Source organism: Acinetobacter sp. KH_038, assembly GCF_057839405.1.
Genome location: NZ_CM174489.1, coordinates 2927433 through 2940080, shown reverse-complemented (window position 1 = coordinate 2940080; position 12648 = coordinate 2927433). Strand labels below are relative to the sequence as shown.

Annotated in this window: 11 protein-coding genes; 5 read left to right on the top strand and 6 right to left on the bottom strand. The window is 47.2% G+C overall.

What is annotated here, in order from left to right; all coding sequences use genetic code 11:
• Positions 1-24: 24 nt before the first annotated feature.
• The 5 genes from AC3IT7_RS13985 to mdtD form a co-directional block, all read right to left on the bottom strand.
• Complete coding sequence (locus tag AC3IT7_RS13985; RefSeq protein WP_489248860.1) at positions 25-381, bottom strand: RidA family protein; 357 nt, start codon at positions 379-381, stop codon at positions 25-27.
• Positions 382-1266: 885 nt separating this feature from the next.
• Positions 1267-2322, bottom strand: a complete 1056-nt coding sequence (gene dinB / locus AC3IT7_RS13980; RefSeq protein ID WP_489248859.1) for a DNA polymerase IV — start codon at positions 2320-2322, stop codon at positions 1267-1269.
• Positions 2323-2342: 20 nt separating this feature from the next.
• A complete protein-coding gene (locus AC3IT7_RS13975; RefSeq protein WP_489248858.1) occupies positions 2343-3359 on the bottom strand; it encodes an MBL fold metallo-hydrolase in 1017 nt (338 codons plus the stop codon).
• Between the two features lie 58 nt (positions 3360-3417).
• Complete coding sequence (locus tag AC3IT7_RS13970; protein WP_489248857.1) at positions 3418-4197, bottom strand: glycoside hydrolase family 25 protein; 780 nt, start codon at positions 4195-4197, stop codon at positions 3418-3420.
• Positions 4198-4260: 63 nt separating this feature from the next.
• Complete coding sequence (gene mdtD / locus AC3IT7_RS13965; RefSeq protein ID WP_475655045.1) at positions 4261-5652, bottom strand: multidrug transporter subunit MdtD; 1392 nt, start codon at positions 5650-5652, stop codon at positions 4261-4263.
• Positions 5653-5828: 176 nt separating this feature from the next.
• Between mdtD and AC3IT7_RS13960 the strand changes: the two genes are divergently transcribed.
• Together AC3IT7_RS13960 and AC3IT7_RS13955 are read left to right on the top strand one after the other, a co-directional pair.
• Positions 5829-7646 carry a choice-of-anchor I family protein gene (locus AC3IT7_RS13960; RefSeq protein WP_489250022.1) on the top strand — a complete coding sequence of 606 codons (1818 nt, stop codon included), beginning with the start codon at positions 5829-5831 and terminating at the stop codon, positions 7644-7646.
• A gap of 154 nt (positions 7647-7800) precedes the next feature.
• Positions 7801-8775, top strand: coding sequence for a hypothetical protein (locus AC3IT7_RS13955; protein ID WP_489248856.1), 975 nt, complete (start codon positions 7801-7803; stop codon positions 8773-8775).
• 59 nt (positions 8776-8834) lie between these two features.
• Here the strand turns inward: AC3IT7_RS13955 and AC3IT7_RS13950 are convergent, their stop codons facing one another.
• Positions 8835-9455, bottom strand: a complete 621-nt coding sequence (locus AC3IT7_RS13950) for an LOG family protein (protein ID WP_244782678.1) — start codon at positions 9453-9455, stop codon at positions 8835-8837.
• 333 nt (positions 9456-9788) lie between these two features.
• Here AC3IT7_RS13950 and AC3IT7_RS13945 point away from each other — a divergent pair, with 333 nt between their 5' ends.
• The 3 genes from AC3IT7_RS13945 (at position 9789) to AC3IT7_RS13935 (ending at position 12611) form a co-directional block, all read left to right on the top strand.
• Positions 9789-11366, top strand: a complete 1578-nt coding sequence (locus tag AC3IT7_RS13945) for a TerC family protein (RefSeq protein WP_489248855.1) — start codon at positions 9789-9791, stop codon at positions 11364-11366.
• Between the two features lie 74 nt (positions 11367-11440).
• Positions 11441-11905 (top strand): YchJ family protein, encoded by a 465-nt coding sequence (locus AC3IT7_RS13940; RefSeq protein ID WP_489248854.1) that lies wholly within the window; start codon positions 11441-11443, stop codon positions 11903-11905.
• A gap of 61 nt (positions 11906-11966) precedes the next feature.
• Positions 11967-12611, top strand: coding sequence for a trimeric intracellular cation channel family protein (locus AC3IT7_RS13935; protein WP_004281031.1), 645 nt, complete (start codon positions 11967-11969; stop codon positions 12609-12611).
• Positions 12612-12648 lie beyond the last annotated feature (37 nt).

The window sequence follows — 12648 nt, the reverse complement described above, 5'->3', positions numbered from 1 at the left end:
TTTATGCATATCATGTCGAGTGCATTATTGTGGTTTGACGGCCACCACTGTCAGCTCGACCAGAACCCGTGGATCATAGAGTTTGGCTTCCACACAGGTGCGAGGCAGGGCTTCAATATCAGCCACCCAGGCATCCCAGACTTCATTGAAGGCTGCATAATCTTTTTCAATATCTTTCAAATAGATAGTCACTGACATGATGTGACTTTTGTCAGTACCGGCATCAGCCAGAAACTGGTCAATAATATCTAGAGTCTGTTGGGTTTGCCCTTTGATATCCAGTTCGACATCTGTGGCCAGTTGCCCGGCAAGATGGACCAGATTGCCAGCAATGGCAATTTCCGAAAAGCGTTTGGAGATATGTAAACGTTCAACTGTCATATTGTCGATCCTGCATTGGGGGCATCAGGGCTGCGACCAATGCAGTCAGCAGGCAACCTACTGCCAGATAGATGGTGACATAATGCCATGAACTGTCTGCTCAAATCATCAGTGCTGCTGTAATAAATCCGGTTAAACCGCCAGCAACGATACTGACCACCTGACCACCTGACCGCCTGCTTCGGCAGTGGTGTAGTGAATTTGCTATTAAACAACGCAGTGAAAATCGCTGGATGGGCACTGATCAGCATATCATGCACCAGCTTGGCCAGTAAAATTGTGCCAATAATGATCGCTTCGAATCCGCATCATCATGGTGACGTGGGCTACTGCCAGAAGGCATCTCAAGGCCCAGTCAGCCACTATTCATGCTCATAATATCTATCAGGACCATATTCAGACCACTATTTTTGTGGCCAGGCGGGTGAGCAACCTGAGCAAAGCTCATTTTGGCCAAGGCATGGAATAGGAAACTGGGTTTGAAGGTGGCCAGCATAGCCATATTTTGAGTGAATACTACAGTAAAACTGATCTTTAAAAAATTAAAGCCGCAACAATGCTCTAAAGTAGAACATTAGATCAATTGACAGGAGGAATGACACAGCTGGATAGCGCAGTTTAGGCGCACATTGTTCTTGAATAACAGGGGCTTAAGAAAGGTATGCAGGAAGGAATTCCATGAGTGACATCAGAGTTGCCCTGTAATATTCGGATTGGATCGTCACGCCAATTACAGGACAGCATGCTGAAAGTAAAGGTGATTTTCAGCATCTCAGCACATACATGGATAATGCATTGCGCAGATAGAGTACTCTAAAAAACCAAAATTTAAAAATAAAGTTGCCTTATTTTTTAACCAGTGTCTAAAACTTGAACAAAAGCAGTTTAAAGCAGCAATAACTGGGTTTCTGTTTGTGGTGCGCTGAGTTGATACACGCCGACACCGATCAAGCGGAATTGCATCTGTGGAGTTACATGCAGATCGCCGAGAAGCAAGTCCAACGCCTGTGCCAATTGCTCTGGGCTACGTAATGCCTGCTTAAAGCTTTTACGGTGTTGTATCACCTGAAAATTCTTGAGCTTTAACTTGACGCTTACCCCACGCGCTGACAGCTGTTTTTTCTGCAAGCTTTGCCATAACTGCGCAAGCAGGGGTTGCCAGTAGGGACGGCATTGTTCCAGATAGAGGTCATCATCAAAGGTGGTTTCTTTGGAAATCTGCTGGCGTTCCCGTTCAGCTTCCACCGGGCGATCATCAATGCCCTGTGCATATAAAAACAGTCGCCGTCCATATTTGCCAAAATGCTGAATCAGGACAGCTTCCTCAATTTGCTGCAAATCGCCTAAGGTTTCCAGATTCAGACTTCTCAGTTTTTCCTGGGTGACTTTACCGACACCGGGAATTTTTTTCAGCGCAAGATCCTGAATGAAACTGTGTACCTGCGAAGGCTTGATCACACAGATACCATTCGGTTTGTGCCAGTCCGAGGCAATTTTGGCCAGAAATTTATTTGGTGCTACGCCGGCAGAAGCGGTTAGTCCGGTCGCCTGAACAATATCTTCACGAATCCGCATGGCCACTTCGGTGGCACTCGGAATCTGTCGCAGATTTTCAGTTACATCCAGAAAGGCTTCATCGAGAGATAAGGGCTCAATCAGGGCGGTATATTGCTGGAAAATTTGATGGATCTGTGCCGATACCTGACGGTATTTGGCAAAGTCTGGCTCAATCACGATGACTTGGGGACAGAGTTTACGTGCCTGCCCCATCGACATGGCAGAACGCAGGCCATACTCCCGTGCCGGATAGGAGGCAGCCGCAACCACTGCCCGGGGATGATGCGAGGCAATCACCACAGGCAGGTGTCTGAGTTCTGGACGTTCACGCAACTCGACCGAGGCGTAAAACGCATCCATATCGATATGAATAATTTTGCGCATAGCCGCTATCTTAAGGGGCTTTAATCTGCTTGGGAAGAGACTGTTTCGCTGAGTAAATAGGGCTGTGGTCCGCGAAGGATGATGACTTTGCTGCCCTGTGCCTCGGCAGCCTGAATCAGAAGCCGCAAACTTTTTGGTGTGTCATCGGCAATGCGAGGCAAGAATTGTAGCGGCTGGCTTAGAGGCTGAAAAAAATCATCCCAATGTATCGGGATGACCACTTTCGGCTTGAGCATGTGCAGGGTTTCGGCCAGATACTGCTGCTGATAGGCAGGTGATTGTCTGGAGAGTTGGGCAATGCCTAAAAACAAAGTATCGACCTGCAGGTTTTTAAATTGACCCGGGATAAAACCGGTACTGGCCTTGACCAGAATTTTATGTCCTGAGTGCTCAATCAGGTAATCGAAACTGCCGCCTTCTTTAAATTCGGAAAATTTGGCCGGCAGAGTTAAAGGCTGCAGCAACTCTTCGCCTAAATCATCATTTATCGCTGTGGGCGGGGTATGTTGCGAGGGAATTGCCGTGATCTGAAAATGACCCCATTGCTGTACTTGCCAAGGCTTAACCGGTTGTAGCTGCTGTGGAGTAACTTTGGGATTTGCCCGGGCGATATTCAGGCTAGTGGCGGAACCGACGACTGCTGTGCCGGGAAGCATTTCCAGCAAGGCCGGCAGATCCAGAACATGGTCATAATGCGAGTGACTGACCAGAATGGCTTTGCTTCGGCTCAATTCATGCGCTTGAAGCAATTGTTCTAAGAGCGCTCTATCACTTTGAACCGGCTGGCTGATCACTTGCCACAACGACGGCCGGCTAAAGAAACCATCGATCAGGATCTGATCCTGACCATCATCCAGCAACAGGGTGGACACACCAAAAAATTTAACTTTGAGACCATGAACGGATGCACTGGTTTTCGGCTGCCAAGCTTGAAAGTCGTTGAGTTTTCCCGAAGCTTGCAGCAGATAAGTCAATACAGCGGTCATAAGCAGAATAACAATCACCAGACCGAGTAAAATACCTTTTATCCATTTCAAGATGTTTATTTCCTTATTGTTCTACTTTTATAAATAGCGTGTTTTCAGACCATCCATTTTATTTGTTCTGATGAGTAGATGGCGGTACTGCAATTGCATTCATTTTCAGAAAATCCAGCCATTGCTGTTCCGAGCCATAAAATACATTCAAATCCACAGGCGTGCTAATTCCGGAAATTTCACCCCGATTGGTATATTGCCAGAACAGCCATTGCGATTGGTCTTTCAAATCAGGCAGACCCTTGTATTCACGTACCCAAAGAGGAACTTCAGAGAAATTTCCTGCCAGTACAATATTATAAAATGCTTTAGAAATATAGAATATCGGCTGTTTGCCATAATGCGTTTGCAGGGCATCGTGCATGATCTGGATTTCGTTTAGAAGCTGCTCTTTAGAATAGGTATTGATGCACTTGCTGTCATATTCCAGATCAATCACCGGTGGTAAAGCATCTGCTTTATTGGGTACGGTGTCGATAAAGTTTTGTGCCTGAATGCTGCCATCGCGGCAGAGCCGGTAGAAATGATAGGCACCGACCAGAAAGCCACGTTCTCGGGCCTGAAGCCAGTTTTGCTGAAAGCGGGTATCTTTAAAGTCACCGCCCTCAGTGGCTTTCAGATAAACAAAACGGTATTTTTCTAGTGAAATCTGCTGCCATTGAATGTCTTTTTGATGATGTGATACATCAAAACCCTGTACTGGATAATTGGCTGCATCCGCGGAAGGTACTTTGATCAGGTATAGATAGACCACCGTGCTAGTGATCACCAGGATCAGAATGCCCACTCCAATCAACAGCGGCTTTTTGCAACGGTGTGGCGCCTGATTTGTTTGCATTTCAGTCCTTCGCTGGATTCATGGGGCCTAAATAGCATATCAGCCTGACGTTAATATATTGCATCAGACGGGGGTGTTTTTAGGAATATGCCAGAAAATATAGGCCGCAATAATATTGATACAGCCTAAACAGATTAATGCCACATGAAAAGCAGTCACCAGATGCTCAGCGCCATAATAGGCACTCAGCATATTGACCAATGTGCCTGCCAGCGCGACTCCGATACTCATCGACAGCATCATGATCATTGACAGGAAGCTGTTGCCGCTACTGGCATCCTGCTGGCTTAAGTCCTTTAAAGTCAGGGTATTCATCGATACAAATTGCAGTGAATTCAAAATCCCGAAGATAAAGAAGTGTATTGCGCGAAGCCAGATCGGGGTATCCGCCGTGGTTAGGGCAAAGCTGGCAATACACAATCCGACCAATAAGGTATTGACCAGCAGAACCCGGCGATAACCAAAACGCTGAATAATGTTGCGAATAATCGGTTTTGAGGCCAGTGAGCCGAGTACCGTCGGAATCATCAGTAAACCGGTAATAAAGGGTTCAAAACCAAATGCGACTTGCAGCATTAAGGGCAAAAGAAAGGGAATCGAGTTGCCGCCGAGACGGGCAAAGAAATTGCCCAAAATCCCAATTGCATAAATCTTGTTTTTAAATAGCTGGCTGCGAAACAGGGCATTATTATGGGTATGCGAATGATAAGCATAAATCAGGGTGGCCAAGAGTCCGGCCAGAATCAGGCTCAGACTCCACCATAGCGGGTTTTGCGGACTGGCAAAATTTTCAATTCCCAGACAGAGTCCTACCATGGCCACGACCAGCAAGATAAAACCCCAGTAATCAAAGCGGGCCACCAGCGGTTCCATGACATTCGGCATGGCTTTAAAGGTAATCAGTGCACCGAGCAAGCCAATCGGCAGGTTAATCAGAAAAATCCAGTGCCAGGACAGATATTCCACCATCCAGCCGCCTAAGGTCGGTCCAATCAGCGGGCCAATCAGGCCGGCCAGACTCATCAGGCTCATGGCGGCCAGAAACTGGGTACGTGGAATGATTTTAAGCATCGCCAGCCGGCCCACCGGGAGCAGTAATGCACCACCAATCCCTTGAAAGATCCGGTAAACCAGCAGTTCGTTCAGACTATTTGACCAGGCACAGCCCAAAGAGGCCAAAGAGAAAATAATAATCGCAGCAAAATAGGTATTTCTGACACCGAAACGGTCTGCCAGCCAGCCACTTAAGGGAATACAGGCTGCCACAGACAACACATAGGCCACCACGACACTGTGCATGCGTAACGGATCTGCCTGTAGGTTATGTGCAATCGCGGGCAGGGCCGTATTAATAATGGTGGTATCCAGACCTTGCATAAAAAAGCCAATCGATACCAGTAAGACCAGCAGTCTGAACTCGGGATCTAAGGCTTGATGGGTAGGCGTGGCATTCATAATTCTGGAAAACTGAAAATTTTGAATAGTTTAAAGGAATCAGCCGAGTCTGTCGTATACAAAGCGTGTTCACTTGTATAGGGTGCTTTGTCAAAGAACTGCAATCTAGCTGTCATGGGGCTGCAATACATTGCTTATAGATTGATCGGCAATTCTTCATGATAGATCAACAAAAAATGCAACTAAAATTGAAGTCATTGATCGTGGCCATGCTGGCTGTGGGGATGGTGGCATGTGGCAGTGATAATGAAAATACAGCAGCTGCGCCAGTGCTTGAGGCCACACCCGATTCAATCGAGTTAAGCAAGTTGGCGGCTTACGAGTCCGGGGTATTTGGTCAAAGTGCAGCAGAAATTCCGGCCTTTGATGCTGCCAGTCAGCGTCTATTTGTAGTAAATGCCAAAGAAGGCATACTGGATGTGCTGGATTTAAGTCAGCCTGAGCAGCCGAAAAAAATAACCTCGATCAAGATCGATGACATTGCAGCAGATGCTGAAGTCAACAGTGTCGCAGTACACAATGGTATTGTCGCCATTGCGATTCAGGCAGCTGTTAAAACCGACCCGGGTTATGTGGCCTTATATCAGGCCAAAGACCTGAGCAAGCTGGCACATGTGCAGGTGGGTGCCTTGCCGGATATGCTGACTTTTAGTCCAGATGGGCAAACTTTGCTGGTGGCCAACGAGGGCGAACCTGCTGATGATTATCAGGCCGATCCGGAAGGTTCAGTGTCGGTGATCAGTCTGGCCAATTTAAAAGCCCCGATCCTTCGTACAGCAGACTTCAAGGCTTTCAATGGTCAGGAGACAGCGTTGCGTGCGCAGGGCGTGCGTATTTTCGGACCAAAGGCAAGTGCCGCTCAGGATTTTGAACCTGAATACATCACCGTGTCTAAAGATGGCACCACTGCCTGGGTCGCTTTACAGGAAAATAATGCCCTGGCCAAAATTGATATCGCCTCTGCCAAGGTCGTCGCGGTTTATCCGCTCGGTTTTAAAGATCATGGCCTGACCGGTCAAGGTATGGATGTCAGTGACGCAGATGGGCTCGATGCTCAAGGCAAAATCAATATTCAACCCTGGGCCAATGTTCGCGGTCTATATATGCCAGATGCGATTGCCAGCTTCGAGGTCGCGGGTAGAACCTATATTGTTTCTGCCAATGAAGGCGATGCCCGGGCCTGGGGTGAAAACAATCCTGCCTATTTTGCTGGCGATGCCAGTAAAGGCTTTGTTGAGGAATGGCGGGTCAAACATCTCGTGCATGGCAAAGGTTTTGAGCGCCGTCTGGGAGATGATCTGCCGGCACATTTAGCTGTGTTGGCCAAAGGAGCAGAACTCAATCCAAGTCATTTTGCTTATTGCGGTGCGATAGCTGGAGATGCCAAAGACTGTCGTGAAGATCATTTTCTTGGCCGTTTAAATATTAGCTGGACCGAAGGCTATCAAAAAAATGCCGATGGTACAGCCAAGCTGAATGAGCGCGGCAATCTGGTCTATGACCATTTATATAGCTTCGGGACACGCTCGGTCAGTATCTGGGTGGAAAATGCGCAGCAGACCGGTGTAGAGCTGGTCTGGGATTCAGGGGATCAGTTTGAGCAGTATATTGCACAACATCATCCGGAGATCTTCAACTTTAACCATGAAGAAGCCGGGCTGGACAATCGCAGTGATAATAAGGGGCCGGAACCTGAAGGGGTGACCTTGGGACAGATTGGAGAAAAAACCTTTGCCTTTATTGGTCTGGAGCGTGTTGGTGGCATCATGGTCTATGATGTGACGACGCCTGCATCACCAAGCTTTGTGCAATATATCAATTCACGTGATTTCAATGCGAGCACCGAGCAGATTGAGCTGGGGCAGGCCGGTGATTTAGGGCCGGAAGGTCTGGTCTTTATTCCGGCCAAAGACTCTCCAAACCAGAAACCCCTGTTGGTGGTCGGTCATGAAGTCAGTGGCAGTACCACGATTTATCAGGTAAATTTAAAATAAGCCCAAAGCTTTTAAATTCAGAGCACTGCGGTGCTCTTTTTTGTCAGCTGGTCGCATATATGACAGTCTTGTCATGAAAATGAAATAAAACCGTCATAATCTTGGGCCAACTTTTCAGCAGTGCTGAAATCTCCTCGCGTATAGGTTTGTTTTTATGACAATCGAGATCTTGATGGTGATCGGCTTCTGTTTAGCCGCCTATTCTATTGTCGGAAATGATGTGCCTCAAACCTTAGGGACATTTATTTCCTCGAATGCACATCGTCCCTGGTGGGTGTTGTGGATTTATATCAGCTCAATTCTAATTGTCGTGCTGACCTATGGCTGGTATGCCTCCGGAGTCGGTGATGCCTCATATGGTCGTCTAGAAACCATTCCTTTCCCTGAAGGGGGGATTACCTGGCTGTATATTGTGCCGCCTATTCTCCTGTTAATACTGACCAGATACGGGATTCCGGTCAGTACGACCTTCCTGGTACTGACGATCTTCTCTCCTGCTAGCCTGGGCTCGATGATGGTCAAATCGATGATGGGCTACGCCGTGGCCTTTATCGTGGCGATTATCATCTATCGTTTTGTGGTCAAGCAGCTGGCACGCCATTTTGCCAAGACACGTCATCAGGAGCACTCCAAAGTCTGGATGGGCTTACAGTGGGTCTCTACCGGTTTTCTGTGGAGCCAATGGCTGATTCAGGATCTGGCTAACATCTTTGTCTATGTACCACGTCAGGTGCCGTTTGAATTCCTGATGTTTGCGATTACGGTATTCGTGATCTTGCTGGGCGTGATTCTGTATCAACGTGGTGGGGCCATCCAGAATATTGTCGACACCAAAACTGGTGTCACCGATATTCGTGCTGCCACGATTATCGACTTCCTGTATGCCATCATCCTGTTGATCTTCAAAGAGTGGAGCAATATTCCAATGAGTACGACCTGGGTGTTCCTGGGCTTACTTGCAGGTCGTGAATTTGCCATGTCGATGATTCTGGATGAAGTCAACAAACATCGGACGTCACGTAATGTCAGTGCAGATGCGATGAAACTGATGTTCGGTCTGGCCATGTCTGTGATTCTGGCGACCACATTGCCGGTGTTCTATGATTTTGTGACGAATTATGGTCAATAACTAGCAGCCATAATCCATAAAAAAGCGAGCCCAGTGCTCGCTTTTTTGCTTTGAATGCTTTAAACCACAAATCTTTGTGGATGGCCCAAATTGGTTAATGAGCTATAAATTTCATTTTCATCTTCGCAAACAATCAGTTTGGCGCGATGCTGTGGAGGCAAAAATCCGTCTTCAACGGCACGGTCCAGCTGCATAATCAAGGCATCATAAAAACCGTTAACGTTATATAGCATCATGGGTTTCTGGTGCTGGTTCAGCTGGCCCCAGGTGGCAATTTCCAGGATTTCCTCAAAGGTTCCCAGTCCGCCTGGCAAGGCCACAAAGGCACAGGCACGATCCGCCATCATGGCCTTACGCTGGTGCATGCTGGTGACGACATGTAATTCGGTAAGCTGGTTATGGGCAATTTCATAGTCCAGCATAAATTCGGGAATAACGCCGACTGCTTCACCACCATGCTGAATCATGGCATCCGCGACTTGTCCCATCAGGCCGATACTGGCACCGCCGTAAACCAGTCCGAAGCCGTGTTCTGCCAGCCCTTGCGAGAGTTGAACGGCTTTTTCCAGATAAACCGGTTTATTGCCGGCACGTGAACCACAATAGAGAGCCACTAAAGGACGTGTTGTTTTTGGGGAGTTGTCTTTAAAATAATTGGTCATTTGAATTACGCTTTGCATTTATTTTCTTCACCTTATCATTTTTATCTGTAACGGCTCTAGCTTAATTGGTAAATATGACAATTCTATGCGCAGCTACATTTTTACCTCAAAGCTTCCCAGCAGAATTCCTTGCTAATCAGCCGTGAAAAACAGGTGAATTTCATATTGATCTTGATATACTGAAAATTGGTTTCACAACAATAGAACGAAAATGGGTAGTGGTAGTTGGCCGTATAACTCTATAAATCGCCGTCAAAAAATTGATATTATTCAATATAGAAAGTCCTGTTTGGCTGTACAGCAGCATTGGTTCATTTCATGTTGCAGCCCTGAATTTCAGGAGCCAAGCCAATGATTTTTGAATGGATGTCAGACCCTTCAGCCTGGGTCGGTTTACTCACATTAATTGTTCTTGAGATTGTACTCGGGATCGACAATCTGGTTTTTATTGCCATTTTGGCAGAAAAACTGCCGCCAGAACAACGCAATACCGCAAGGGTGGTGGGCCTGATGCTGGCGTTGCTGATGCGTCTGATTTTGCTGGCCTCGATTGCCTGGGTGGTAACACTCACCGATCCGCTATTCTACATCATGGATCATGCCTTCTCGGGCCGGGATCTGATTCTATTGTTTGGTGGGGTATTCCTGCTGTTCAAGGGCACCATGGAACTGCATGAACGTCTGGAAGCCAAACCGGTGATCAAGGAAGAAAATCCGGTCCATGCGGTCTTCTGGATGGTGATTGTGCAGATCGTGGTACTGGATGCAGTCTTCTCGCTAGATAGCGTGATTACTGCAGTCGGTATGGTCAAAGATCTGTCCGTCATGATGATTGCCGTGATTATCGCCATCGGGATTATGCTCTGGGCATCCAAAGCCCTGATGGATTTCGTCAATAAGCATCCGACAGTGGTGATTTTATGTCTGGGCTTCCTGATGATGATCGGTTTCTCGCTGGTGGTCGAAGGCTTTGGTTTCCATATTCCGAAAGGCTATTTATATGCCGCGATTGGTTTCTCGGTCATTGTCGAATTTATTAACCAGACCATGAAGCGCAATCAGGAAAAAATGGTGACCACGACAGATATGCGCTACCGTACTGCTTCTGCCGTGATGCGTATGCTGGGGGGTAAGCCTGCTCAGGACAATGATTCTTCTGAGCCAGAAAATGTTCTGGCAACCCGTGCCTTTGCCGATGAAGTGTTTAATGATGACAGTGGTATCTATCACAGTGTCATGGTGCAGGGGGTATTGGGGCTGTCTGAACGTCCGGTCAAGTCAGTAATGACACCGCGTCCCGAACTGGAATGGATTGATCTGGACAATGATGCTGACAGTATCAAAGCGCAGTTATTGCAGATGAGCCATTCGCGCCTGATTATCGCACGTGGAGAACTGGACAATATTGCCGGGGTGGTACTGACCCATAAAGTCCTGAACGAATATATTGAAACCGGTGTATTGGACTTTGAAAAGCATTTACGTGAACCGGTCATCGTGCATGAAAATGCCCAGGTGCTGATGGTGATGGAACAGTTGCGCCAGGCCCCGCTGCAAATGGCAATTGTACTGAATGAATATGGCTCGATCGAAGGGATTGCCACGCCAATTGATATCCTTGAAGCGATTGCCGGTGAATTCCCGGATGAAGATGAGCTGCAGGCTGCAGCAGAAAGCCTGGAAGATGGCAGTCTGATTCTGGATGGTTCTACCGATATTCGTCATGTATCCTTGCTGCTGGATCGTGATCTGGTCAATGAAACCGAAGAATATTCGACCCTGTCTGGCTATGTGTTATTCCATATGGCACGCTTGCCGCATAGCGGTGAAAAGTTTGAAGCTGACGGGCATATTTTTGAAGTGCTGACCATGGACGGCCATAAGATTGATAAAGTGCATATCATTGCGCAGCTTCCTGCACAGGATTAAATGATAGCCAGCGTTTGAACAGTAAAATTTGTTAAAATAGCCCGTAGAGTCGGGCTATTTTTTATGGAACTGAAATGTCAGAAGCATGTCCATGCGGACAAGGTGAATATCACAGCTGTTGTCAGCTTTTACACACAGGACAACAGGTTGCAGAGACTGCGCAGCAACTCATGCGTTCCCGATATAGTGCCTTTGCCAAGTACGAGATTGATTACATCAAAACTACCACCGCACTCGGTCAGCAGCAGGCGCTGGATGTGCAGGCGATTAGCGAGTGGAGCAAGGCCAATCAATGGTTAAAGCTTGAAATTGTTCAGACCAATGAAAAACTGGATAAAAATCATGCCCTAGTCGAGTTTAAGGCACATTATCATGATGGCAGACAGGCACAGGTTCATCATGAAGCCTCCCATTTTGTCAAGTTTGAGGGTCGCTGGTATTTTCTCGATCCGACCACCGATCAGAAGCCCGGCATGAAACAGGCCTGCATTTGTGGCTCAGGGAAAAAATTTAAACAATGTTGTGCCGGATTCTTATAACTTTCACATAGATTTAGCTTAGAATAGCCGCCATCTCAAAGCCTCAGGTGGAAGCAGGGCGATGTTACTGACCGTCATCTATATTATTGCAATTACCGCTGAAGCCATGACCGGGGCACTGTCTGCTGGCCGGCGCAGCATGGACTGGTTTGGCGTCATGATTATTGCCTGTGTCACGGCACTTGGTGGTGGTTCAGTCCGCGATGTCCTGTTGGGGCATTATCCCCTGACCTGGGTCAAACACCCTGAATATCTGGTATTAACCTGTTGCGCCGCCTTCTTGACCATCCTGATTGCCAAATGGATGCGACAGTTACGTAACGTCTTTCTGGTGCTGGATGCCTTAGGCCTGATTGGTTTTACCATTATTGGCTGCCAGATTGCCCTGGAAATGGGACATGGTTTTGTGGTCAGTGCCGTTGCAGGGGTCTTGACCGGTGTATCCGGTGGGATCTTGCGTGATATTTTATGTAATGATGTACCGCTGGTGTTCCGTCGTGAACTGTATGCCAGTATTGCCTTTGTTTCAGTGATTTTTTACTGGCTCTGTAGCCACTATGGCCTGTCGCAGGACCTGACGATTATTTCTACCCTGATTTTTGGTTTCAGCTTACGTTTGATTGCCATCTATTTTGGTCTGGAAATGCCAAAATTCATTTATAAAGAAGATGATGAACACTCGGCATCTTCCAAAGATGAATCCTGATTTTTAATTGTGATGAATGCGGTTATAAAAATAGCCG

What these genes read in the sequence shown, in the direction of transcription:
- AC3IT7_RS13985 (WP_489248860.1), bottom strand. Translation starts at nt 381, where the DNA reads ATGACAGTTGAACGTTTACATATCTCCAAACGCTTTTCGGAAATTGCC.
- dinB (WP_489248859.1), bottom strand. Translation starts at nt 2,322, where the DNA reads ATGCGCAAAATTATTCATATCGATATGGATGCGTTTTACGCCTCGGTC.
- AC3IT7_RS13970 (WP_489248857.1), bottom strand. Translation starts at nt 4,197, where the DNA reads ATGCAAACAAATCAGGCGCCACACCGTTGCAAAAAGCCGCTGTTGATT.
- mdtD (WP_475655045.1), bottom strand. Translation starts at nt 5,652, where the DNA reads ATGAATGCCACGCCTACCCATCAAGCCTTAGATCCCGAGTTCAGACTG.
- AC3IT7_RS13960 (WP_489250022.1), top strand. Translation starts at nt 5,829, where the DNA reads ATGCAACTAAAATTGAAGTCATTGATCGTGGCCATGCTGGCTGTGGGG.
- AC3IT7_RS13955 (WP_489248856.1), top strand. Translation starts at nt 7,801, where the DNA reads ATGACAATCGAGATCTTGATGGTGATCGGCTTCTGTTTAGCCGCCTAT.
- AC3IT7_RS13950 (WP_244782678.1), bottom strand. Translation starts at nt 9,455, where the DNA reads ATGCAAAGCGTAATTCAAATGACCAATTATTTTAAAGACAACTCCCCA.
- AC3IT7_RS13945 (WP_489248855.1), top strand. Translation starts at nt 9,789, where the DNA reads ATGATTTTTGAATGGATGTCAGACCCTTCAGCCTGGGTCGGTTTACTC.
- AC3IT7_RS13940 (WP_489248854.1), top strand. Translation starts at nt 11,441, where the DNA reads ATGTCAGAAGCATGTCCATGCGGACAAGGTGAATATCACAGCTGTTGT.
- AC3IT7_RS13935 (WP_004281031.1), top strand. Translation starts at nt 11,967, where the DNA reads ATGTTACTGACCGTCATCTATATTATTGCAATTACCGCTGAAGCCATG.